Annotated in this window: 19 protein-coding genes and 1 pseudogene; 14 read left to right on the top strand and 6 right to left on the bottom strand. The window is 71.9% G+C overall.

The window, feature by feature from the left end; genetic code table 11:
- Position 1 precedes the first annotated feature (1 nt).
- The 5 genes and pseudogenes from cbiQ to ABTX78_RS13645 form a co-directional block, all read left to right on the top strand.
- Positions 2 to 763, top strand: coding sequence for a cobalt ECF transporter T component CbiQ (gene cbiQ / locus ABTX78_RS13665; RefSeq protein ID WP_352206970.1), 762 nt, complete (start codon positions 2 to 4; stop codon positions 761 to 763).
- The gene (locus ABTX78_RS13660) at positions 760 to 1,575 is read left to right on the top strand and encodes an energy-coupling factor ABC transporter ATP-binding protein (protein WP_352206969.1); all 816 of its coding nucleotides are present in this window, start codon (positions 760 to 762) and stop codon (positions 1,573 to 1,575) included. Before cbiQ ends, ABTX78_RS13660 begins: the two co-directional genes overlap by 4 nt.
- A gap of 158 nt (positions 1,576 to 1,733) precedes the next feature.
- A complete protein-coding gene (locus tag ABTX78_RS13655; RefSeq protein WP_352207068.1) occupies positions 1,734 to 2,897 on the top strand; it encodes a serine hydrolase domain-containing protein in 1,164 nt (387 codons plus the stop codon).
- Positions 2,894 to 3,712: an SDR family NAD(P)-dependent oxidoreductase gene (locus tag ABTX78_RS13650; protein WP_352206968.1), complete on the top strand. Its 819-nt coding sequence runs from the start codon at positions 2,894 to 2,896 to the stop codon at positions 3,710 to 3,712. The genes ABTX78_RS13655 and ABTX78_RS13650 overlap by 4 nt, the downstream gene beginning before the upstream one ends.
- A gap of 283 nt (positions 3,713 to 3,995) precedes the next feature.
- Positions 3,996 to 4,232 (top strand): annotated as a pseudogene (locus ABTX78_RS13645) (GNAT family N-acetyltransferase); the annotation flags it as partial.
- Positions 4,233 to 4,296: 64 nt separating this feature from the next.
- Here the strand turns inward: ABTX78_RS13645 and ABTX78_RS13640 are convergent.
- The 6 genes from ABTX78_RS13640 to ABTX78_RS13615 all read right to left on the bottom strand — a co-directional run bounded on the left by ABTX78_RS13640 (position 4,297) and on the right by ABTX78_RS13615 (position 11,238).
- Positions 4,297 to 4,737 carry a VOC family protein gene (locus tag ABTX78_RS13640; RefSeq protein ID WP_352206967.1) on the bottom strand — a complete coding sequence of 147 codons (441 nt, stop codon included), beginning with the start codon at positions 4,735 to 4,737 and terminating at the stop codon, positions 4,297 to 4,299.
- A gap of 122 nt (positions 4,738 to 4,859) precedes the next feature.
- Positions 4,860 to 5,711, bottom strand: coding sequence for an EamA family transporter (locus ABTX78_RS13635; RefSeq protein WP_352206966.1), 852 nt, complete (start codon positions 5,709 to 5,711; stop codon positions 4,860 to 4,862).
- A complete protein-coding gene (locus ABTX78_RS13630) occupies positions 5,708 to 6,196 on the bottom strand; it encodes a YbaK/EbsC family protein (RefSeq protein WP_352206965.1) in 489 nt (162 codons plus the stop codon). Before ABTX78_RS13630 ends, ABTX78_RS13635 begins: the two co-directional genes overlap by 4 nt.
- A 115-nt stretch (positions 6,197 to 6,311) precedes the next feature.
- Complete coding sequence (locus tag ABTX78_RS13625) at positions 6,312 to 7,955, bottom strand: penicillin-binding transpeptidase domain-containing protein (protein WP_352206964.1); 1,644 nt, start codon at positions 7,953 to 7,955, stop codon at positions 6,312 to 6,314.
- A gap of 135 nt (positions 7,956 to 8,090) precedes the next feature.
- Positions 8,091 to 9,107: a helix-turn-helix domain-containing protein gene (locus ABTX78_RS13620; protein WP_352206963.1), complete on the bottom strand. Its 1,017-nt coding sequence runs from the start codon at positions 9,105 to 9,107 to the stop codon at positions 8,091 to 8,093.
- A 409-nt stretch (positions 9,108 to 9,516) separates the two neighbouring features.
- Complete coding sequence (locus ABTX78_RS13615; RefSeq protein WP_352206962.1) at positions 9,517 to 11,238, bottom strand: dolichyl-phosphate-mannose--protein mannosyltransferase; 1,722 nt, start codon at positions 11,236 to 11,238, stop codon at positions 9,517 to 9,519.
- A gap of 53 nt (positions 11,239 to 11,291) precedes the next feature.
- On the opposite strand from ABTX78_RS13615, the gene rsmI reads away from it, so the two are divergent.
- The 9 genes from rsmI (at position 11,292) to ABTX78_RS13570 (ending at position 22,790) form a co-directional block, all read left to right on the top strand.
- On the top strand, positions 11,292 to 12,179 hold the full coding sequence (gene rsmI, locus ABTX78_RS13610) for a 16S rRNA (cytidine(1402)-2'-O)-methyltransferase (RefSeq protein ID WP_352206961.1): 888 nt from the start codon (positions 11,292 to 11,294) through the stop codon (positions 12,177 to 12,179).
- Between the two features lie 128 nt (positions 12,180 to 12,307).
- The gene (locus ABTX78_RS13605; protein ID WP_352206960.1) at positions 12,308 to 12,736 is read left to right on the top strand and encodes a hypothetical protein; all 429 of its coding nucleotides are present in this window, start codon (positions 12,308 to 12,310) and stop codon (positions 12,734 to 12,736) included.
- A 33-nt stretch (positions 12,737 to 12,769) separates the two neighbouring features.
- Positions 12,770 to 13,639 carry a TatD family hydrolase gene (locus tag ABTX78_RS13600; protein ID WP_352206959.1) on the top strand — a complete coding sequence of 290 codons (870 nt, stop codon included), beginning with the start codon at positions 12,770 to 12,772 and terminating at the stop codon, positions 13,637 to 13,639.
- Positions 13,640 to 13,789: 150 nt separating this feature from the next.
- Entirely contained in the window at positions 13,790 to 15,358 is a 1,569-nt protein-coding gene (locus ABTX78_RS13595; protein WP_502993865.1) for a resuscitation-promoting factor, read from the top strand.
- Positions 15,355 to 16,212 (top strand): 16S rRNA (adenine(1518)-N(6)/adenine(1519)-N(6))-dimethyltransferase RsmA, encoded by an 858-nt coding sequence (rsmA, locus tag ABTX78_RS13590; protein WP_352206958.1) that lies wholly within the window; start codon positions 15,355 to 15,357, stop codon positions 16,210 to 16,212. Before ABTX78_RS13595 ends, rsmA begins: the two co-directional genes overlap by 4 nt.
- Positions 16,209 to 17,120, top strand: coding sequence for a 4-(cytidine 5'-diphospho)-2-C-methyl-D-erythritol kinase (locus tag ABTX78_RS13585; RefSeq protein ID WP_352206957.1), 912 nt, complete (start codon positions 16,209 to 16,211; stop codon positions 17,118 to 17,120). The genes rsmA and ABTX78_RS13585 overlap by 4 nt, the downstream gene beginning before the upstream one ends.
- A gap of 155 nt (positions 17,121 to 17,275) precedes the next feature.
- A complete protein-coding gene (locus ABTX78_RS13580; protein WP_352206956.1) occupies positions 17,276 to 18,610 on the top strand; it encodes an acyltransferase family protein in 1,335 nt (444 codons plus the stop codon).
- A gap of 47 nt (positions 18,611 to 18,657) precedes the next feature.
- Positions 18,658 to 20,457, top strand: coding sequence for an ABC-F family ATP-binding cassette domain-containing protein (locus ABTX78_RS13575; protein ID WP_352206955.1), 1,800 nt, complete (start codon positions 18,658 to 18,660; stop codon positions 20,455 to 20,457).
- 563 nt (positions 20,458 to 21,020) lie between these two features.
- Positions 21,021 to 22,790, top strand: coding sequence for an outer membrane protein assembly factor BamB family protein (locus tag ABTX78_RS13570; RefSeq protein ID WP_352206954.1), 1,770 nt, complete (start codon positions 21,021 to 21,023; stop codon positions 22,788 to 22,790).
- Positions 22,791 to 22,846 lie beyond the last annotated feature (56 nt).

Here is a 22,846-nt window from a genome sequence, read left to right as displayed (position 1 = left end):
CATGGGCGCCGGCCACAGCCACAAGCTCTACCGGCACGGGCACTCGCCCGTGCACGAGCTCCCGGCGCACTGCAAGCTCGTCGCCGTCTTCTGCTTCGTGCTGGTCGTGGTCTCCACACCGCGCGAGGCGGTGTGGGCCTTCGGGCTGTACGCGGTGCTGCTGGCCGCGGTCGCGGCCGTGGCCCGGGTGCCCGCCGGGTATCTGCTGCGCCGGCTGCTCGTCGAGATCCCGTTCGTCGCCTTCGCCCTGCTGATGCCCTTCGTCGTGCCCGGCGAGCAGGTCTCCGTCCTCGGCCTCTCGGTGAGCGTCCCGGGGCTGTGGGGCGCATGGAACATCCTCGTCAAGGGCACGCTCGGCGTCGCCGCGTCCGTGATCCTCGCCTCGACGACCGAGCTGCGCTCGCTGCTGCTGGGACTCCAGCGACTCAGGCTGCCGCCCCTGCTGGTCCAGATCGCCTCCTTCATGATCCGCTACGGCGATGTCATCGCGGACGAGATGCGCCGGATGTCGATCGCCCGCCGTTCGCGCGGCTTCGAGGCGAAGGGGGTGCGGCACTGGGGCGTGCTCGCCGCATCCGCGGGCGCGCTGTTCATCCGCTCCTACGAGCGCGGCGAGCGGGTGCACCTGGCGATGGTGAGCCGGGGATACACCGGGACGATGCCCGTGATCGACGAGGTCACCGCGTCCCGGGCCCAGTGGTCGTACGCGGCTGCCCTCCCGGTCACCGCGCTCGCGGTGTGTCTGCTGGGATGGACGCTATGACGACCGAGCCGACCGACGTGCCCGACCCGACCGACCCGGTGACGAACGCTCCGGCCGACCCGACGCCGCCGTCCCTCGAAGTGAAGGGCCTCGCCTACGCCTATCCGGACGGGCACCAGGCGCTCTTCGGCGTCGATCTGACCGTCGGGCGCGGTGAGCGGGTCGCGCTCCTCGGCCCCAACGGCGCGGGCAAGACCACCCTGGTCCTCCGTCTCAACGGCATCCTGGCCGGCGGCGTGGGGACCGTGGCCGTCGCCGGACTCCCGGTCGCCAAGCGGCATCTCGCGGAGATCCGCCGCCGCGTCGGCATCGTCTTCCAGGACCCGGACGACCAGCTGTTCATGCCCACCGTCCGCGAGGACGTGGCGTTCGGGCCCGCCGCCTCGGGCCTGCGCGGCCCGGAGCTCGAAACGCGCGTCGTGGCGGCGCTGACCCAGGTGGGCATGGCGGAGTTCGCCGACCGGCCCCCGCACCATCTCTCCTTCGGCCAGCGCCGCCGGGTCGCGGTCGCCACCGTGCTCGCGATGGAGCCGGAGATCCTGGTGCTGGACGAACCGTCGTCCAACCTCGACCCGGCCTCGCGGCGAGAACTCGCCGACATCCTGCGGTCGTTGGACGTCACCGTGCTGATGGTCACGCACGATCTGCCGTACGCCCTGGAGCTCTGCCCCCGGGCGGTGATCCTCAGCGAGGGCGTCATCGCCGCCGACGGGCGTACGCAGGATCTCCTGGGCGACGACGCCCTGATGCGCAAGCACCGCCTCGAACTGCCCTTCGGCTTCGACCCGAAGTCCGTGACCACGGGCGCGTGACCGAGGAAACCCCGACGCGCTCGTGCCCGGCGTGCCCGTACTGCGACGCCACCCACGACACCATCGACGTCCCGACCCTCCTGAGCTGACCCGCGAGTCACGAGCGATCGCGTCCGATGCACCATGGAGGGATGAGCGGGAGCGGGAGATCAGCAGCAGTGGACGTCCGGGGCACGGTGTCGGCAGGCTTCGAGCCGGTCCAGGACGCCTTCCAACGCAACTTCGAACAGCGCGGTGACCGGGGCGCGGCCGTCGCCGTCTACCGGGACGGCAAGAAGGTCGTCGACCTCTGGGCCGGCACACGCGATGTGGACGGCCCCGAACCGTGGGCCGTGGACACCGCGCAGATCGTCCGCTCCGCCACCAAGGGGGTCGCGGCGGCCGTCGTCCTCCTGCTCCACCAGCGCGGCCAGATCGACCTGGACGCCCCCGTCGGCACGTACTGGCCCGAGTTCAAGGCGGCAGGCAAGGACCGCGTCGTCGTACGGCAGTTGCTCTCCCACCGTGCCGGCGTGCCCGTGCTCGACCGTCCGCTGACCCCGGCGGAGGCCTGCGACGGTGTCAGCGGGCCGGCCGCTCTGGCCGCGCAGCACCCCGCCTGGGACCCGGGAACCGCCCACGGCTACCACGCGCAGACCTACAGCTGGCTGATCGGCGAACTCGTCCGCCGGGTCACCGGCCGGACCATCGGCCGCTGGGTTGCCGAGGAGATCGCCCGCCCGCTCGGCCTCGACTTCTGGATCGGACTGCCCCAGGACGAAGCCCACCGCGTGGGCCGCATCGGGCCGGTGCCCGAGCCGGAGACGGCCGACGGCGGCGGACTCAAACTGCGGCCCAAGCCGGCCGTCGTGGAGGCCTACCGCAACCCCGACTCCCTCACCCGCCGCGCGTTCGGAGCCATCGACCCACTGCCCGACGAGAACGACCGCGCCTACCGCGCCGCCGAACTCCCCGCCTCCGGCGGCATCTCCACCGCCCGTGCCCTCGCCCGCTTCTACGCCTCCACCATCGGCACGGTCGACGGCGGCCCGCGCCTGTTCGCCCCGGCCACTCTCACCCTCGCCCGCACCGAGGAGTCGGCCGGCCCCGACCGCGTCCTGATCGTCAACACCCGCTACGGCCTCGGCTTCATGCTGCACGGCCCGGCCGCTCCGATGCTCGGCCCCGGCTCGTTCGGCCACCCCGGCCGCGGCGGCTCCCTCGGCTTCGCCGACCCCGAGTCGGGCATCGCGCTCGGCTATGTGACCAACGGGACGCGCAAGGGCGTCACCGCGGACCCCCGTGCCCAGGCGCTGGTCCGGGCGGTACGTTCGGCGCTATGAGCAGCGGAAGCGGCAGCGGCGGACCGAGGCGGTTCGAGGGACAGGGCGCACTGATCACCGGCGCGGCGCGCGGGATCGGGGAGGCGATCGCACGACGGCTGGCCTCCGAAGGCGCCCGCGTCCTGGTCACCGACCTGGACGCGGAGGCGGCGGCACGGACCGCCGAAGACATCCCCGGAGCCGACTCCCTCGGCTGTGACGTCGCCGACCGCGCCCGGGTCGAGGCGGCCGTGGCGTACGCCGTCGAACGGTTCGGCGCCCTGCACGTCCTGGTCAACAACGCCTACTCCTGCACCCCCGACACCCCGAGGCTGGAGGACCAGCCCGACGACACCTGGGAACGGGACCTCGACATCTCGCTCACCGGAGCCTTCCGCTGCGCCCGCGCCGCCCTGCCGCACCTGGAGGCCTCCGGTGCCGGCGCGATCGTCAACATCGGCTCCGTCAACGCCGAACAGGACTTCGGCAACCACGCCTACAGCGCGGCCAAGGCAGGCCTCGCCTCCCTCACCCGTACGCTGGCGGGCGACGCGGCCCCCCGCGGCGTCCGCGTGAACCAGGTCAACCCGGGGACCGTCCGTACGCCGTCCTGGGCGGGCCGCGAGGAGAGCCTCGCGGCACTCGGCCGGGTCTACCCCCTCGGCCGGGTCGGTGAGCCGGAGGACATCGCGGCGGCCGTCGCCTTCCTGGCCTCGCGGGACGCGGCCTGGATCACGGGGACCGTCCTGCGGGTGGACGGCGGCCTGCTCGCGGTGAACACGGGGTTCGAAGAGGTGATCGCCCCGCACCGGGTGACATGGGCGCAACGGGACTGAGGTGTGGCCGTCTTGACGTTGCCGGTCAGGGTGCCGGCGGGGCAAGGTTTCGCGGCACTCGTACGGGTCGCGAGTGGCTGTCTGCTGTCGGGATCAGCTGACCGATCCCGTGATGCCGGACCGGAACGCCGCCCGACGAGCTGAGCCGGACGTCGGATCCACGGCGGTGTCTCGCCGGCAGGACTACTGCGCGGAGCGAAGGCCGCGGTCGGGCAGCCGCGGGAGCACTACTGGGCCGGTTAATCGATTGCGGGCCTTCAGGATGGGGTGTCTGATCCGGGCTATGACGATGGTGCTGGGAACGCCGGCGGTCGACGGGGTGCGCGAGGCCATGGCCGCGCTGCGGGAATGGCAGGACGACGGAGCGCCGATGCAGTTGCATTCGGGGGACATCGGCTGGAATTACCGGGTGGGAACGACCGAGACGGCCGCGGTGGTCCGGACGTGGAGCCGGGACGGACGAATCCTCGCGGTCGGGATGCTGGACTCGCCGACGCTGGTGCGCCAGAAGGCAGGGCCCGCGGGCCCGTCGGGCACACCTCCCATGCCGGGCGCGTCAGGCCGGACCTGCCGGCGCGCGGCCGTCAGGCCGGGTCCGCCGGGCCGGCGGCGACGCAGAACTCATTGCCTTCCGGGTCGGCCATGACGATGTGGTGGCCGCCGACCTCGTGCTGGACGGAGGCACCCGCCGCGACCAGCCGGTCCGCCTCCGCCCGGATCCTGCCCCACCGCTCCTCGTCGCTGCCGTGCCCCGGTACCCGGATGTCGATGTGCAGCCGGTTCTTCGCGGTCTTCGGCTCGGGCACCTCGAGAATCGACAGCCGGGGGCCCGCACCCTGCGGATCGCAGAGCCACGCACCGTCGTCCTCGTCGTCCTCCGGGAGGTCGAACTGCGCGAGCCACTCCTCCCGGGTGGCGAACGGCGGAGGCGGAGGCTCATCGATGTATCCGAGCGCCGACTTCCAGAACTCCGCCAGCCGTTGCGCGTCCGTGCAGTCGAGGGTGAGATCGATTCTGGCTGTCATGAGGCCGACCGTAACGCCCGCCTCTGACAACGTCCGCCGACCGCAACGCCCGCCTCCGCCGACGGCAACGCCCGCCTCGACCACGTCCGGCGGCGACAGCGGCCTCCCACGACGACGGCTGTTCAGCCCGCCCGCAGCATCAGACCGATGCCGACGACCATCAGCCCCGCCGCCGCGATGCGCGGGGCGCCGAACCGCTCCTTGAAGAAGACCGCGCCTATCGCCGCGCCGACGATGATCGACGACTCCCGCAGCGCCGCGACCGGCGCCAGCGGCGCCCGCGTCTGCGCCCACAGCACCAGCCCGTACGCCGTCATCGACAACGCCGCGCCGAGCAGGCCGCGCACCGCGTACGGCTTCATCCGGGCCACCAGCTCGCCCCGGTACACATGCACGGCGTACGCCGGGATGAGCAGCCCTTCCAGGATCATCAGCCAGGCGATGTAGCCGACCGCCGACCCCGAGGCGCGCACGCCGACCCCGTCCACGACCGTGTACGCGGCGATCGACAGGCCGGTCGCCAGCGCGGCCAGCAGGGCGGGCCAGTGCGGCTGGCTGCCCTTCCCGCGGAAGCCCCACAGCGCCACCCCGACCAGACCCGCGGAGGCCAGCACCACACCGGCCAGCTGCCAGCCGCTGAGCCGCTCGCCGACGAACACCGCGGCCAGGACGGTCACGACCAGCGGGGCGGTGCCCCGCGCGATCGGATACATCTGGCCGAAGTCGCCCAGCGAGAACGACCGCATGAGCAGGGCCTGGTAGCCGATGTGCAGCAGCGCGGAGACGACCAGATACGGCCACGCCCCGGCGGCCGGCACCGGGCTGAAACAGGCCAGGACCGCCCCGATGACCGCGGCCCCGCCGCCGATGAGCGTGAAGCCGACGAGCTGATCGTGGACGGTGTGCGCGATCGCGTTCCAACTGGCGTGCGTGACCGCCGCGATGAGGACCGCCGCGGCGACCAGTACCGTCACGCCGTCCGCTCGCGGACGTCCACCAGGGTGCCGCCCGCGTGCGCGATCAGGGACTTGGGGTCGAGCGGAAAGACGGTGTGCGGGGTCCCGGCCGCCGCCCACACCACCTCGTGGGCGAGCAGCCCGCGGTCGGCCAGCACCCGGGTCCTGGTGACATGCCCGAAGGGCGGTACGCCCCCGATCGCGTAGCCGGTGGTCTCGCGGACCAGGTCGGCGTCGGCCCGACCGACCTTCGCGGCGCCGAGCTCCTCGCGCACCCGCTCGACGTCGACCCGCGAGGAGCCGTCCATCAGCACCAGCACCGGTTCGCCGTCCGCCTGGAAGATCAGTGACTTGACGATCTCGCTGACGTCGCAGCCGATGGCCGCAGCGGCCTCGGCTGCCGTCCGCGTGGCGTCCGGGAACCGGCGGACCGGCACGTCGAGCCCCAGCTCGCGCAGGGCCGCAGCGAACCGGGGATGGGCTTCCGTTTCGTGAGTGCTCATGGCCGCACGCTAGCGGTGGTTGTACGGGGCACGCGAACAGATTCCGGATGGTGGAAGCGCCGACGGCCGTGCGTGCGACGAACCTTCCGGGACCCGTCGCTCTCGGCCCGTAGCGCTAGCGGGCGTTGAGCACCTGTGCGACCACCGGGCCCGCCGCGTCGCCGCCGTGACCGCCGGACTGGACGACGGCCGCGGCGGCCAGATCCCCGGCGTACCCGGTGAACCAGCTGTTCGACGTGCCCTGCCCGTCGACCTCCGCCGACCCCGTCTTGGCGCCCTTGTCGCCCTGCACCACGGACATCGCGGCCTGGCCGGTGCCGTATCGCGCCGTCGCGCCCATCATCCGGCGCAGCGCCCCGGCGATGGAGCCGGGCAGCCGCTGCGCGGAGGCCAGTGGGCGGTCGTCGAGGCCTTTCGGCACGATGATCGGCTGGAGGAAACCGCCGTTCTTCACGGTCGCGGCGACGGAGGCCATGTTGAGGGCGTTCATCGTGATTCTGCCCTGGCCGATGTACGAGGCGGCGGTCTCCGCGCCCGTCGACTCGGGCACACTCCCGTCGACGCTGACGGCGCCGGTCTGCCAGTCGAGGCCGATGCCGAAGTACTTGCTCGCCGTGGCACCGAGTGCCGTCCCGGACACGTCACGGTCGTCGAGCGGCTTGACGGCCTTGATGAAGGCGGTGTTGCAGGAGCGGCGGAAGCTTTCCTCGAACGTGCCGCTCGGGATGGAGAACCCGTCCAGGTTGGTGAACGTCCTGCCCATCCACTGCACGTTCGCCGGGCACTCCACCTTCGCGGACGGACTCTTGACGATGCCCTGGTCCATCATCATCGCCGCGGTCACGATCTTCATCGTGGAACCGGGGGCCTGGGCGCCCATCATGGCCGTGTTGTACCCGTCGGCCGGGCTGTTGGCGACGGCCCGGATCTCACCGGTACTGGGCTTGACGGCGACGGCCGATGCCTGGCCGTACTTCTTCACCGCCCGCTCGGCGGCGGCCTGGACCTCCGCGTCCAGCGTCGTCATCAGCCTGCCCTCCTTGCCCTCGCTCAGTGTCAGCAGGGTCCGGTCGGCGACAGCCTCGTCGGTGGAGGTGACAACGAGTTCGATGCCTGCGGTACCGCCCGCGGCCTCGCCGTACTTCTTGCGCAACGCGTCCAGCACGGCGCCCAGCGAGGGGTACTTCTCCTTCGTCAGCTCCCGGCCCTTGTGGTCCACGGCCTTGATCGGCGGGGCGGACGCCTGGTCGGTCCTGAGTGAGGTGTTCTTCGTCAGCTGCGGGTGCACGACGGCCGGCGCCCAGTCGACGAGCGCCTTGCCGGTGCTCAGCCCGCGGACCACGGTGAGCGCGGAGCTGTACGTCCAGGGCTTGCTCTGCCCTTCGTACGACACCGTCGCGTTCACCGTGAACGGCACCTTCGCGCCGACCGCCTTGCCGGGGGTGATCACGGCCTTGGAGACATGGGCCTGCTGCCGGTATCCCGCGAGCAGCGGCTCGGCCTCGACGGCGTTGTTCGTCAGCTGCGCGGCCTTCGTCGCCTCACCGCCGGCCCACGCCGCGAGGAAGTCCTTCGCGGTCTCGTCGATCTCCTCGGCACTCGGCGGCCCGGCCTTCCGCTCCCCGGAAGCGGACCTGGTTCCGACGCCGTCACCGTCGTCGGTCAGCCCGCTGTACAGGTTGTAGCCGCCATAGCCGACACCACCGGCGACCACGGCGAACACACAGCCGATCACGGCGACTTTCGCCCCACTGCGCATGACTTGCAGTCCCTCCCCAGGAGCACACTTCCTTGAACGCGTTCAAGGGCATGTATCCCGTGCACTCTACGGGACGGTGGTGATCGTCTTCGATGCTGTTACGAGACCGCGACGATCGTCCCGGAACCGCGGGAGTTACGGCGGATTTGCCCCGCCGGCACCGGGCTTCGCGGTGTGGCAGGCACGGCAGTCTCCCGGTCCCGCACCACGGAAAGCCCGGTCGCAGGAGTCGCAGTTCTGGAGCGGGAGCGGGGCCTGAGTGGCGGGTGAGCGGAACGGTGGCGGCGGCGGGAGCTGCGCGGTGAGCCGGTGGGCGAGGAAGCCGGCGGGCCGGCGCACACCGTCGGGCGGCAGGTCGGTGGTCAGGGCATGCCGTACGGCGGCGGGGCCGACGTCCCGCTCCAGCCACGCGGCCACTCCCGGCGCCAGGGCTTCCGCGTCCCGTGCGGAGAGCAACAGGCGCGGGTCCTCGCGGTGCAGCCCCGCCAGAAGGCCGGTGGCGGCCCGCAGGAGGGTTTCGGCGGGGAACGCGGGCTGCGGAACGCGCGGGGCCGTTGGTGCGCGGTGCGGCGACCGGCGCGGCTCGCTCGCGACCGGCCGGGCCGGGCGGGTCACCGGCTTCTCCGCGACGGGGCCGGGGGACGACGCCGGCGCACAGGACCGGTCGGGCAGGGGCCGGTCGGGCACGGAGCGCTCGGTCGTGCACCGGTCGGCGGCTCTGCCGGGACGACGGTTCCGCTCGCCCCCCGGCTGGTTGCAGGAGACGGTGCGGGTGACGATCCGGCCGCCGGGGACGCGTTCGCGTTCGCGCCGCAGATAGCCGTGGGCCTCCAGCTCGCGCAGAGCACCCGAGATGCGGTCCGCGCCTTCGGGAAACCGGGCGGCGAGCGTCTTGATGTCCACGCGGGCGCCGGTCGGCAGGGACTGGATGTGCACGGACAGGCCGATGGCCAGCAGCGACAGCTCGGAGTGCTGCGCGAGGTGGTTGCCGATGACCGTGAAGCGGCTGGTGTGGCGGGTGTTGGCGTGCGTGACGCCGTACGGCTGCCGCTCGCGTGGCTCGATACGGGCCCGCGCGCGGACGACGCCGGGTGGTGCGTCGGCAACTCCGGGCGGGGCGTGCGAGGGCACGCTAAGGTGCTGTGTATCCATCAGGAAGTGGCCTTCCTCGGTGGTCAGGCCCTCGATCGGGATTGCGAGTCCCGGCCGGGGGCCGTCGCATTTCTGCGGTCTCCGGCGGTGTGTCGCGGTGAGCCTAGAACACGTAACCCGGCTCCCGACCAGTCCAGTTGGTGAGGTTCACCCCTGGGGGTGAGTGCGGCCGACGGGCGGGAGGGGTAGGGCTCGGTGGGGTTCTTTTCCTGGTTCCGTCCTTGGGAAAGACCGCGCGGACGACCGGAACGCGGATGACCGGAACGCGGACGACCCGAACCTGGACGACCGGACGACCGGAACGCGGACGGCGGTGCTCCGGTGCGACGTGCGAGGACGCACTCTCGGCCGGGTGCGCCGACCGCGTGGCGGCGCCCACGCCGTCGCGCCGGGGAAGGATGCGAACCACCTACACCCAGGTGTCCAGCCACATCCTGTTCCGCCAGTCCTCCACCGGGATCGGCGTCCCCGTGTACAGCGGGTGGAAGTAGATGAAGTTCCAGATGATCAACAGCACCAGCACGCCCGCGCCGATCGCGCCGATCGCGCGGCGGCGTTCGTCCGAGCCCGGGGGCCCCAGGATCGCGCCGATCATCATGGCGACCGCCAGACACAGGAACGGCACGAACACCACCGCGTAGAACAGGAAGATCGTGCGCTCCTGGTAGAAGAACCACGGCACCCACCCGGCCGCGATGCCGCACGCGATCGCGCCCGCGCGCCAGTCCCGGCGGAACAGCCAGCGCCACAGGATATAGGCGATCGCGAAGCAGGCAGCCCACCACAGCAGCGGGGTGCCGAGGGCCAGGACCTCGGACGCGCACTTGTCGGCCGCGTCCGACGGGCAGCCGCCGATGCCCGCGGACGGCGACTCGTAGTAGTACGAGACCGGGCGGCCCAGCACGATCCAGCTCCAAGGGTTGGACTGGTACGTGTGCCCCGACGTCAGGTTGACGTGGAACTGGTAGACCTCGGTCTCGTAGTGCCACAGGCTGCGCAGCCAGTCCGGCAGCCAGGTGAAGCTGCCGCCCTTGCCCGCCGTCCCCGCCCAGTCGCGGAAATAGCCCTTGTCGGTGACGATCCAGCCGGTCCACGACGCGATGTACGTGACGATCGCCACCGGCACCGTCGAGACGAACGCGGGCACCAGGTCCTTCTTCAGCACCGCCTTGTACGGCCGCACGGCGCCGGCCGTGCGGCGGGCGCCCACGTCCCACAGCACCGTCAGCAGACCGAACGCGGCCATCACGTAGAGGCCGTTCCACTTGGTGGCGGCGGCCAGTCCGAGCATCAGGCCGGCCGTCAGCCGCCACGGCCGCCAGCCGAACCGCAGGGTCTCCGCGATCGTGGCGTCCGGCCGCAGCACGCCGTCCTCGTCCACGGGCAGCGCGGCCGCGAGTCTGCGGCGCGCCCAGTCCCGGTCGACGACCAGCGCCCCGAAGGCCGCGAGCACGAAGAACATCAGCACCAGGTCGAGCAGCGCCGTACGGCTCATCACGAAGTGCAGACCGTCGACGGCGAGCAGCGCTCCCGCCAGACAGCCGAGGAACGTGGAGCGGAACAGCCGGCGTCCGATGCGGCAGAGCATCAGTACCGACAGCGTGCCGAGCACCGCCACCATGAACCGCCAGCCGAAGGGCGTGAAGCCGAACAGCTGCTCACCGATGCCGATGACCCACTTGCCGACCGGCGGATGGACCACATAGCCGGGGTCGGTGGGGATCGGGACGGACGAGGGGTCCCGCAGGATCGACTTGTCGATGTCCTTCGGCCAGCTGCCCTCGTACCCCTGGTTGATCAGGGCCCAGGCGTCCTTGGCGTAGTACGTCTCGTCGAATATCACCGCCTTCGGCGAGCCCAGGTTCCAGAACCGGAGCACGCCCGCGACCAGCGCGACCAGCAGCGGTCCGCCCCAGGCTGCCGTGCGCAGCAGGGGGTTCACCACCGCCGGGGGGATGCCGAACACCGGCCACAGCCGTTCGGAGGGGCGGGTGTAGGGCGGCACCAGGCGTTCGCGCAGCCCGATCACGGGCCGGGGCGCGTAGCCGAATCTGCGCAGCCGTTGCTGCCTGCCGGCGGGCTGCTGATCGGCGTCCTTGCCCTGAAGGGTCTTCGGCGCGGTACTGGTCACCGCGCCATCGTAGGGAACGCCACTGTGCGAGTCGTGCGCACGGCCCTGGGAGGATGGCCCGTGTGACAGGAACGCTGGTACTCGCAGGGACGCCCATCGGCGACGTGGCGGACGCGCCGCCGCGGCTCGCCGCCGAGCTGGAGGGCGCCGACATCGTCGCCGCCGAGGACACCCGGCGGCTCCGCCGCCTCACCCAGGCCCTCGGTGTACACACCACGGGGCGGGTCGTGTCCTACTTCGAGGGCAACGAGAGCGCCCGTACGCCGGAACTCGTCGAGGCGCTCGTCGGCGGTTCCCGGGTGCTGCTGGTCACCGACGCCGGAATGCCCTCGGTCTCCGACCCCGGCTACCGGCTGGTCGCCGCGGCCGTCGAGAAGGACATCAAGGTCACCGCGGTCCCCGGCCCGTCCGCCGTCCTCACCGCGCTCGCCCTGTCGGGACTGCCGGTCGACCGCTTCTGCTTCGAGGGCTTCCTGCCGCGCAAGGCCGGCGAAAGGCTCGGCCGGCTGCGCGAGGTCGAGTCCGAGCGGCGCACGCTCGTCTACTTCGAAGCACCCCATCGCCTGGACGACACCCTCGCCGCGATGGCGGAGGTCTTCGGCGCGGAGCGCCGGGCCGCCGTCTGCCGCGAGCTGACCAAGACCTACGAAGAGGTCAAGCGCGGCGGCCTGGGGGAACTGGCGCTCTGGGCGGCCGAGGGCGTACGCGGCGAGATCACGGTCGTGGTGGAGGGCGCGCCGGCCGCCGGACCCGGAGATGTCGATGCCGAGGAGCTGGTGCGCAGGGTGCGGGTGCGCGAGGAGGCGGGGGAGCGGCGCAAGGAGGCCATTGCGGCGGTCGCCGTCGAAGCAGGCCTGCCCAAACGCGAGGTGTTCGATGCCGTCGTGGCGGCAAAGAACGCGGATCGTCCGGCCCCCGGGAACGGCAAAGGACTATCGTGAAAGGCAAAGCGCAGACCGTGTCCTGACCCTTTGTGCATGGGAAGCCCCAAGACCAATCCATTAATCGACAGGCGCTGATGCGCTCCCGCCCTCAGAGGCGTCCACTGGACCGGTGGAGAGGAGCTGGCATGAGTGAGGTCACAGGCACCGCCAAGGTCCATGAGGCATACGCCTTCTGCTGCATGCGCTGTGGGCACGGCTGGGAGCAGTCCTACGACATAGAGCACCACGTGGACGGCGCCGGCCGGGAATACATCGTCTACCGGGCGGACGGGGTGCGGGTGCCGTCGCCGCTCTCCAGCCCGACCTGCACCAACTGCGGGGGGCATGTCGTCAGGATCATGCGGTCCGGGCAGGTCTCCTCGGTACTCGACCTGATGGCGCGTCCCGCCCCGCGACGCACCGCGAAGTCGGCGCGTCCCGCCGGGGAGACACCGGCGGAGGGGGACGCGGTGCCGCAGCCGGACAGCACGGTCGTGCGGCAGGCGGAGAGCCCGGAGAAGCCGGCGCACCATTGGCATCTCTCCGATCTGCTCCATCCCTTCCACCGCAGGTGAACTCGCCGGCGCGGGCCTCGTAGGATCGCGCCCATGAGTGCGAAGTCCGACCCGCCGCCGCTGCCCGACCCCCTGCGGGTCCCGGTCGCCGATTCCCACACCCACCTGGACATGCAGGAGGGCACGGTCGAGGAGGCGCTGGCCAGGGCGGCCGCGGTGGGAGTGACGGCGGTCGTGCAGGTTGGCTGCGACATCAAGGGCTCGCGCTGGGCCGCGCAGACGGCCGCCGACCACGACGCCGTGCACGCCGCCGTCGCGCTCCATCCCAACGAGGCGCCGCGGATCGTGTTCGGGGACCCTGACGGCTGGTCGCGGCAGGGAGCCCGCGAGGGCGGCGGCGAGCGTGCGCTCGACGACGCGCTCGGCGAGATCGACGCGCTCGCCGCGCTGCCGCAGGTGCGCGCCGTCGGCGAGACCGGACTCGACTACTACCGCACGGGCCCCGACGGAATCGCGGCCCAGGAACGCTCCTTCCGCGCGCATATCGAGATCGCGAAAAGGCACGACAAGGCCCTCGTGATCCACGACCGCGAGGCGCACGCCGATGTGCTGCGCATTCTCGACGAGGAAGGCGCACCCGCCCGGACCGTGTTCCACTGCTATTCCGGTGACGCGGAAATGGCGGAGATCTGCGCGGCCGCGGGCTACTACATGTCCTTCGCCGGCAATGTGACCTTCAAAAACGCGCAGCCGCTGCGGGACGCGCTCGCCGCCGCGCCCCGGGAACTCGTACTCGTCGAAACGGACGCGCCGTTTCTCACGCCGGCGCCCTACCGCGGACGGCCTAACGCGCCGTATCTCATTCCGGTCACGCTGCGCGCCATGGCCGCGGTCAAGGGGCTCGACGAGGACACCCTGGCGGCGGCTGTCTCCGCCAACACCGCCGAAGCATTCGGTTACTGACGGACAACGGGACGAGCCCTGCCGAGGGCTCGCACTGGAGGTCGACGCGACACTGCGTAGCCGAGTCGCTTTGGAGAGTGATGGCAGCTCCGATAATGTCCCGGGCCGCAACGCCATCGGGCGGACCGGAACCGGACCTTACGGAGCGTCGTGAGCCATTCGCAGGGCAGTCACCGTGCCGCACGAGGCGTTCGCCGCGCCGCGACCAGAGCCGCTGAACCGTACGAACCACCCGGCCCCACGGAGCCGTCGCTCCCGCTGGACCCGCGCACGGCGCCGGGCTGGACGCCCACGTACGCCGGTCCGGCAGCGGGGGGAGCGCCGGGCCCGTACGACATGGCGGTGACGCGGGCCGGGAGCCCGGGGCCGTACGACGGGGCGGTCACCGGTCCCCGTCAGTCCGACCCCTACGAGATCCCCCCGCCCGGGGAGCCCGGCGCCGGATCGCCCGACGCGTACGCCACCGCCTACGCGCCGACCGTGCCCGCTCTCTCCCTGCCGCGCCAGAACTCCGCCGTCCGCGCCGCGGGCCTGCCCGAACCTCCCGGGCCGACCCAGGAGGAGACGGCGCCCTCCGGCCGGGCCGAGGCCCGCAGGGCCGCGCGGCGGCGGAAGACCTCCGACCGGCCCGACGCCTTCCGCAAGCTCGTGCCCCAGGCTCTCGTCGTCGCCTTCCTCGCGGGCGGCACGTCGGCGTTCGTCGCCAGCGACAAGGACGTACGCCTCACCGTCGACGGGGTGCCCCGCACCATGCACACCTTCGCCGACGACGTGCAGGAGCTGCTCGACGACGAGGGGCTGGACGTCGGCCGGCACGACATCGTCGCCCCGCCCCCCGGCACCGATCTCGCCGGCGGGGACGACATCGTCGTCCGCTACGGCCGGCCCGTCACCCTCACCCTCGACGGTCAGCGCCGCCAGGTGTGGACCACCGCCCGCACCGTCGACGAAGCGCTGCGCCAGCTCGGGGTGCGGGCCGAGGGCGCCTACATGTCCGTCTCCCGCTCCTCGGTCATCTCCCGCAGCGGTCTCGCCCTGGACGTACGGACCGAGCGGACCGTGACCTTCATGGCCGACGGGCGCGAGCGGACCGTCCGGACGAACGCCGCCACCGTCCAGGAGGCGCTGTACGACGCGGGTATCGCGCTCGGCGGCCAGGACACCACCTCCGTACCGCTCGGCAGCTTCCCCCGCGACGGGCAGACCGTGACCGTCATGCGCATCACCGGAACCCAGCAGGTGCGCGAGGAGGCCGTCGGCTACGACGTCGTCAGGACCCGGGACTCCGCCCTCTTCGCCGGCACGGAGGTCGTCGACCAGCAGGGCAGACCCGGTGTGCGCCGTGTCACCTACGCCCTGCGGACCGTCAACGGTGTGCAGCAGAAGCCCCGCAGAATCGCCGAGGAGATGGTGCGGCAGCCGGTCACCCAGCGGGTGAGGGTCGGCACCCGGCAGCTGCCGGACTCCGTGCAGGGAGCGGACGGGCTGGACTGGGGCGCCCTCGCGCGCTGCGAGTCCGGCGGACGGCCCGGTGCGGTGGACGCGTCGGGGACGTACGGCGGGCTGTACCAGTTCGACACCGGGACCTGGCAGTCCCTCGGCGGCAGCGGACGGCCGCAGGACGCCTCCTCCTCGGAACAGACCTTCCGGGCCAAGAAGCTCTACGTGCGAAGGGGGGCGAGTCCGTGGCCCCACTGCGGCCGTAGGCTGTATCGGTGAGCACCACTGAGCCCGACGCCCTCCTCGGCCCCGCCGACATCCGTGAACTGGCCGCCGCGCTGGGCGTACGCCCCACCAAGCAGCGCGGCCAGAACTTCGTCATCGACGCGAACACCGTCCGCCGGATCGTCCGCACGGCAGGCGTCCGCGAGGACGACGTGGTCGTCGAGATCGGGCCCGGGCTCGGGTCGCTGACCCTGGCGCTGCTGGAGGCGGCCGACCGGGTCGTGGCGGTGGAGATCGACGACGTCCTCGCGGCGGCGCTGCCCTCCACGATCGTGGCCCGGCTGCCCGAGCGGGTCGCGAACTTCTCGCTGGTGCACTCCGACGCCATGCTCGTCGACGAACTGCCCGGCGTGGAGCCGACCGCGCTGGTCGCGAACCTTCCGTACAACGTCGCCGTACCGGTCCTCCTGCACATGCTGGACCGCTTCCCCACCATCGAGCGGACGCTGGTGATGGTGCAGGCGGAGGTCGCCGACCGGCTCGCGGCCGGCCCCGGCAACAAGGTGTACGGCGTCCCCTCGGTGAAGGCGAACTGGTACGCCGAGGTGAAGCGGGCCGGGTCCATCGGGCGCAACGTCTTCTGGCCGGCGCCCAATGTGGATTCCGGTCTGGTGTCCCTCGTGCGCAGGGACCCCCCGAAGACCACCGCGACGAAGGCGCAGGTCTTCGCCGTCGTCGACGCGGCGTTCGCGCAGCGCCGCAAGACCCTGCGGGCCGCGCTCGCCGGATGGGCGGGATCACCGGCCGCGGCGGAGACGGCCCTGGTCGCCGCGGGCATCTCGCCGCAGGCGCGCGGCGAGGCTCTGACGGTGGAGGAGTTCGCACGGATCGCGGAGGCCAAGGCGTGAGCGCCGAGAACTCCGGGCCGGTGACCGTACGCGTCCCCGCGAAGGTCAACGTCCAGCTGGCGGTGGGCGGCGCGCGGGCCGACGGGTTCCACGACCTGGCCAACGTCTTCCTCGCGGTCTCGCTGTACGACGAGGTCACGGTCCGCCCCGCGGCCGAGCTGACGGTCACCTGCGAGGGCCCGGACGCCGGCCAGGTCCCGCTGGACCGGACGAATCTGGCGGCCCGGGCCGCCGAACTGCTCGCGGCGCGTCACGGACTGTCCCCCGACGTCCACATCCACATCGCGAAGGACATCCCGGTCGCCGGTGGCATGGCGGGCGGCAGCGCGGACGGCGCCGGTGCGCTGCTCGCCTGCGACGCGCTGTGGGGTCTGGGCTCGTCCCGCGCCGAACTGCTGTCCATCTGCGCGGAGTTGGGCAGTGATGTGCCGTTCAGCCTCGTCGGCGAGGCGGCGCTCGGCACCGGCCGCGGCGAGCAGCTCACGGAGCTGACGGTGGGCGGCGCCTTCCACTGGGTGTTCGCGGTCGCGGACGGCGGGCTGTCGACGCCCGCGGTGTACGGGGAGTTCGACCGACTCCACGAGGGAGTGCCGGTCCCCGCGCCCGAGGCGTCCGGGGCGCTGCTCGAAGCCCTGCGAACGGGAGACGCGTCCGCGCTGGCGGCCGCGCTCTCCAACGACCTCCAGCCCGCGGCACTTTCCCTGCGTCCGTCGCTGCGCACGACGCTGGACACGGGGCTCGCGGCCGGCGCGCTCGCGGCGCTGGTCTCGGGCTCGGGGCCGACGACGGCGTTCCTGGTGAAGGACGAGGACACGGCGGAGGCCGTGGCGCGGGCGCTGCGGTCGTCCGCGACCTGCCGTGCGGCGCGGGTGGCGGTGTCGCCTGCGGGCGGTGCGGTGGTCCTGTAGGGGCCGGTGCGGTGGGACCCTGCGCCGCCGCGGGCCGCGGAGGGTCGCTGCCCGGCCGCGTCCCGCTGGACCGGGCGGCTGGGGTCACGTACTCAGGGCCGAGTTGAGTATCCGCGCCCTCACCCGGCGGGCCGCCTCCACGGGACCGTGGGGCCATGGGATCAAGCGTTCGTGAGCTCGCCGCCGCCACACCCGGAGGCCGGGACCGGTACACAGACCTGCTGCGGGTCGCCTCTCTCGGCACGGTCGTGCTCGGGCACTGGCTGATGGCCGTCGTCACCGACGACGGAGTGGGCAACCTCCTCGCCGTCGTGCCCGAGCTCCAACTGCTCACCTGGGCCCTGCAGATCATGCCCGTCTTCTTCTTCGTCGGCGGCTTCTCGCACGCGCTCTCCTACCGCTCCCTGCGGCGCCGCCACCCCGAAGGCTCCGTCTACTCCGCCTTCCTGCGGGCTCGGCTCCAGCGACTGCTGCGGCCCACGATGGTGTTCATCCTCGTCTGGGGCGCGGCCGCGCTCGTGGTGCAGCTCCTCGGCGGGGACGACGGGCTGACCGGTGTCGCCCTGCGCCTGGTCGCGCAGCCGCTCTGGTTCATCGGCATCTACCTCGCCATGGTGGCGTTCACCCCGCCCCTGTTGAAGCTGCACGAGCGCTTCGGGTGGGCCGCCTTCGCGGCGCTCGTGGCGGGAGCCGTGGCCGTCGACGTGGCACGGTTCGCGTTCGGTGTGCCCTTCGTCGAGTTCCTCAACTTCGCCTTCGTCTGGCTCGCCGTCCACCAGCTCGGCTTCCTGCGCGCCGACGGCCGTATCCGCGTCCCCGCCGCCCTCGCGGCCGGCGGGCTCGCCGCCGCCGTCGCCCTGGTCGTGTACGGGCCGTACCCGCTCTCCATGGTCGGGATGCCCGGCGAGAAGGTGTCCAACATGGCCCCGCCCACGCTGGCGCTCCTGTGTCACGGGGTCTGGCTCGTCGGCGCCGTCGAGCTGCTGCGCGGCCCGGGCACCCGCTTCGCCCAGCGTGCCCGTGTGTGGCGGGGAGTCGTCGCCGCGAACGGCATCGCGATGACGGCGTTCCTGTGGCACCTGACCGCCATGCTCGGCGTCTACGGCGCCTTCCTCGCGCTCGACGTGCCCCTGCCGGAACCGGCCTCCGGCGCCTGGTGGGCGCAGGTCCCCTTCCGCCTGGCGGCGGCCGCAGCCCTGACCGCGGTCCTCGTGGCCGCCTTCCGCGCCTTCGAGCGCCCCGCCGCGAGCGCCCCCGTGACCGCACCCGCCACGGCCACGGGTGGCGGGTCCGGCCCGGTCGCCGCCCTCGGGATCACGCTGTGCCTCTTCGGGGTCCTCGGGCTGTCCATGGTCGGCTTCGGCGGCATGCTGGAGGGCAGGTCGGCGGTGCTGATCGCCGTACGCGTCACGGCGCCGGCCGCCGTCGCGACGGCGCTCGCCGGCTGGTTCCTGGTCGAGCGGGCGGGACGCCGGAACCCGAGCCGCTGACGGCGACTACGCTGGGACGTCGATCCGTCCCCCCGTACAGGAGAAAAATGGCCGTCAATCTGGTCAATGTCGAGGCAGTCAGCAAGGTGTACGGAACCCGTGCCCTGCTCGACGGAGTCTCCCTCGGCGTCTCCGAGGGCGATCGCATCGGTGTCGTCGGCCGCAACGGCGACGGCAAGACGACGCTGATCCGCATGCTCGCCAAGCTGGAGGAGCCCGACACCGGGCGGGTCACCCAGAACAGCGGCCTGCGCCTCGGCGTGCTCACGCAGCACGACTCGCTCGACCCCGAGGCCACCGTGCGGCACGAGGTGATCGGGGACCTCGCCGACCACGAGTGGGCGGGGAACGCCAAGATCCGTGACGTGCTCACCGGGCTGTTCGGCGGGCTGGACATGCCCGGCTTCCCGCAGGGCCTGGACACCGTCATCGCCCCGCTGTCCGGCGGTGAGCGCCGCCGGGTCGCGCTGGCCAAGCTGCTCATCGCCGAGCAGGACCTGATCGTCCTCGACGAGCCGACCAACCATCTCGACGTGGAGGGCATCGCCTGGCTGGCGAAGCACCTCCAGGCCCGGCGCTCGGCCCTCGTCTGCGTCACCCACGACCGCTGGTTCCTCGACCAGGTCTGCACCCGGATGTGGGACGTCCAGCGCGGCTCGGTCTTCGAGTACGAGGGCGGCTACAGCGACTACGTCTTCGCCCGCGCGGAGCGCGAGCGCATCGCCGCGACCGAGGAGTCCAAGCGGCAGAACCTGATGCGCAAGGAGCTGGCCTGGCTGCGGCGCGGCGCCCCCGCGCGTACGTCCAAGCCGCGGTACCGCATCGAGGCGGCGAACGAACTGATCGCCGACGTGCCGCCGCCGCGGGACACCAGTGAGCTGATGAAGTTCGCCAGTGCCCGGCTCGGCAAGACGGTCTTCGACCTGGAGGACGTGACCGTCCAGGCCGGCGCGAAGGTGCTGCTCAAGCACCTGACCTGGCAGCTCGGCCCGGGCGACCGCATCGGTCTGGTCGGGGTCAACGGCGCGGGCAAGACCTCGCTGCTGCGCGCGCTGGCCGACGCCGCCGTGAGCGACGGCGAGCAGCAGCCCGCGGCCGGGCGGGTCGTCGTCGGCAAGACGGTCCGGCTGGCGTATCTGTCGCAGGATGTCACCGAGCTCCCGCCGGCGCTGCGGGTGCTTGAGGCCGTCCAGCAGATCCGCGACCGGGTCGACCTCGGCAAGGGCCGGGAGATGACCGCGGGCCAGCTGTGCGAGCAGTTCGGTTTCGGCAAGGAGAAGCAGTGGACCCCCGTCGGGGACCTGTCCGGCGGTGAGCGCCGCCGGCTCCAGCTGCTGCGGCTGCTGATGGCCGAGCCGAACGTCCTCTTCCTCGACGAGCCCACCAACGACCTCGACATCGAGACCCTCACCCAGCTCGAGGACCTGCTCGACGGCTGGCCGGGCACCATGGTCGTGATCTCCCACGACCGGTTCTTCATCGAGCGGACGACCGACCGCACGTTCGCGCTGCTCGGCGACTCCACGCTGCGGATGCTGCCGCGCGGTATCGAGGAGTACCTGGAGCGCCGCCGCAGGATGATCGAGACCGCGGCACCGGCGCCCGCACCCGCCCCGGCGGCCAGGGAGAAGACGTCGGGGGACGCCCGCGTCGCGAAGAAGGAGCTCCAGAAGATCGAGCGTCAGCTCGACAAGCTCTCCGACAAGGAGACGCGGCTGCACTCCCAAATCGCCGACAACGCCACGGACTTCGAGAAGGTGGCCAAACTGGACGCGGAGCTCAGAGAACTGGTCGGTGAGCGCGAGGAGTTGGAGATGCGCTGGCTGGAGCTGGCCGACGACGCGTAGTCCGAACGCCTTTCCCACCTCGCGTAGAGAGCGCGTGCAGGTCTCGTAACAACGGCATCACGGGCCGGTCCTCCCTTGGGAACAGGGGCGGACCGGCCCCTTGTTCGACGCCCCCCGAGTGATAGAAAGAAGCACCGCTCGACTGGTACAGGACAGCGGATTTCATGTCCGAAACGCTTCCTCGCGGAGGTGGACGCTCGTCGGCTCACCGAGGCGAGCGGCTCGGGCAGCAGGACCGCACAAGGGGGAAGTGCAGATGACTCAGCCGCCCGGGCAGCAACAGCCGCACGGGGGCTCCGTCGTTTTTCGGGGCACGCAGCAAGCGGTTCCTCCTCAGCCGGCCCGGCCGCCCGCTCCGTACGGCGGGCCTCCCGCGCCGCCGCCGCAGCACGCCGGTGCGCACGTTCGGCCCGGTATGCGCCGGCTTCCGCTCAGCCTCGACGGCGCGGAAGAGAGGGAGACGAAAACGATGATGGCCTTTGGCAAGTGACCGCGTTCTGAGTCATTCGGATCCTTCGGACATCCCTACTCCTTCTCCCATCTCCCCACTCCAGAGGTAACCCATGACCCAGCCGCCAAAGCCGCCCAACCAGCCGCCGAACCAGCCGCCGAACCAGCCGCCGAACCAGCCTCCGTACGGTGCCCCGCAGCCCCCGGCGCAGCCGCCGCAGGGCCCGCCCGCCGGTGGCCCGCCCGCCGGTGCGCCCGGATACGGCTATCCCCAGCAGCCGCCGGCCCAGCCCGGTTACGGCTACCCGCAGCAGCCTCCGGGGCAGCCGGGTCCGTACAACCAGCAGCCGGGGCCCTACAACCAGCAGCCCGGTCCCTACGGCGGCTACCCGACCCAGCCGCAGTACCCGGGCATGCCCACCCCGCCCGGCAACGGCGGCGGCGGCTTCTTCAAGGGCAAGCCGGGTGTCATCATCGGCGCGGCGGTCGCCGGGCTCCTGGTGATCGGCGGCGGTACCTGGTTCGCCCTCAGCGGCGGCGACAAGGACGACAAGCAGAAGAACGTCAGCAAGAGCGACGACCCGAAGCCGTCCACCTCCGAGTCCGTCGACCAGGGCGACGGCAACGGCACCGGCGAGGAAGGCAACGACGACCTCAACGCCGGGCGCAAGCCGGGCGAGGCGAAGGTCCTGTTCCTCACGAAGAACGACGTCGACCTGCCGCGCAACGGCTCGGAGACGTTCGGCCCGTGGGTGGCAGGCGACACCGTCGTCAAGGCCATGTACAAGGAGGTCGTCGGCTACTCGGTGGCCGACGGCAAGAAGAAGTGGACCCTGCAGCTGCCGGCCGAGGTGTGCTCGGCGCCCGCGCAGACCACCACCGACGGCCGGATCGTCATCGGCGTCAAGGACGGCCTCACCGAGAAGGCCAAGTGCCTCAACCTGCAGATGATCGACCTCAAGACCGGCAAGGCGGGCTGGAAGAAGCCGATCCCGAAGGTCAGCGGTTTCGGTGGCCTGTCCGACTTCACCCTGTCGATCAGCGGCAACACCCTCGCCGCGGGCGGCTCCGGCAACTCCTACGGCTTCTCCATGGCCGACGGGAAGCAGATCTTCCAGGGCCCGAGCAGCGGCTGCAAGCCGTTCGCCTTCGCCGGCGGACCCAAGCTGATCGCCGCGGCCAGCTGCCCCACCTCGGACTACAACAAGCCCAAGCACCAGCTGTCGGAGGTCGACCCGGCCACCGGCAAGCCGAAGTGGACGTACAACGCGCCGGTCGGCTGGGAGATCGACAAGGTCTACTCCACCAGCCCGCTCGTCATCTCGCTCACCCAGCGCGAGCCGAAGAAGTGGTCCATCGTCGCGCTCAAGGACAACGGCACGCCGCGCTCGCAGATCGACGGCGGCAAGGACAAGTTCCAGCCCCGCTGCGGCGGTTCGTTCGTGATCTTCGGCCAGAACCTCGAGGGCTGCACCGGTGTCGCCGCCGACGCCAACACCTTCTACATGGCCACCGAGCCCGCACAGGCCGGCAAGGCCAACGAGGTCGTCGCGTTCAACCTGGACACCGGCAAGGCCAAGTGGCGCTCGCCCTCGGGCGGTGACAGCCAGATGACGCCGCTGAAGATGGAGGGCGGCAACGTCATCGTCTACCGCGAGGCGTCCTACGACGCCGGCGGTGCCGTTGCCTCGATCGCTCCGACCGGCGGCGCCCCGAAGGTGCTGCTCCAGCACCCGGAGTCGACCGCGGAGATCGAGAACACCTTCTACTCCCCGCACATGGTCTACGCCGACGGCAGGTTCTTCCTCGCCGCGGGCCGGGTCAGCGCGAGCAACGACGCCGAGGAGAAGGAGACGAAGACCATGATGGCCTTCGGCAAGTGACCGCGTCCGAGCACCCGACCGCCGCCCCGCATCCCACTTCATCCGAGGTACGCACG

The organism is Streptomyces sp. NPDC096193 (assembly GCF_040302905.1).
GTDB lineage: Bacteria > Actinomycetota > Actinomycetes > Streptomycetales > Streptomycetaceae > Streptomyces.
Note: the sequence above shows the minus strand (reverse complement) of the source record. Positions and strands in the feature narration are given on the sequence as shown.

Coding starts and splice junctions, on each gene's coding strand:
- ABTX78_RS13650 (WP_352206968.1), top strand. CDS start 2,894: ATGAGCAGCGGAAGCGGCAGCGGCGGACCGAGGCGGTTCGAGGGACAG.
- ABTX78_RS13625 (WP_352206964.1), bottom strand. CDS start 7,955: ATGCGCAGTGGGGCGAAAGTCGCCGTGATCGGCTGTGTGTTCGCCGTG.
- ABTX78_RS13630 (WP_352206965.1), bottom strand. CDS start 6,196: ATGAGCACTCACGAAACGGAAGCCCATCCCCGGTTCGCTGCGGCCCTG.
- cbiQ (WP_352206970.1), top strand. CDS start 2: ATGGGCGCCGGCCACAGCCACAAGCTCTACCGGCACGGGCACTCGCCC.
- ABTX78_RS13605 (WP_352206960.1), top strand. CDS start 12,308: ATGAGTGAGGTCACAGGCACCGCCAAGGTCCATGAGGCATACGCCTTC.
- ABTX78_RS13580 (WP_352206956.1), top strand. CDS start 17,276: ATGGGATCAAGCGTTCGTGAGCTCGCCGCCGCCACACCCGGAGGCCGG.
- ABTX78_RS13600 (WP_352206959.1), top strand. CDS start 12,770: ATGAGTGCGAAGTCCGACCCGCCGCCGCTGCCCGACCCCCTGCGGGTC.
- rsmI (WP_352206961.1), top strand. CDS start 11,292: ATGGCCCGTGTGACAGGAACGCTGGTACTCGCAGGGACGCCCATCGGC.
- ABTX78_RS13575 (WP_352206955.1), top strand. CDS start 18,658: ATGGCCGTCAATCTGGTCAATGTCGAGGCAGTCAGCAAGGTGTACGGA.
- ABTX78_RS13640 (WP_352206967.1), bottom strand. CDS start 4,737: ATGACAGCCAGAATCGATCTCACCCTCGACTGCACGGACGCGCAACGG.
- ABTX78_RS13660 (WP_352206969.1), top strand. CDS start 760: ATGACGACCGAGCCGACCGACGTGCCCGACCCGACCGACCCGGTGACG.
- ABTX78_RS13570 (WP_352206954.1), top strand. CDS start 21,021: ATGACCCAGCCGCCAAAGCCGCCCAACCAGCCGCCGAACCAGCCGCCG.
- ABTX78_RS13620 (WP_352206963.1), bottom strand. CDS start 9,107: ATGGATACACAGCACCTTAGCGTGCCCTCGCACGCCCCGCCCGGAGTT.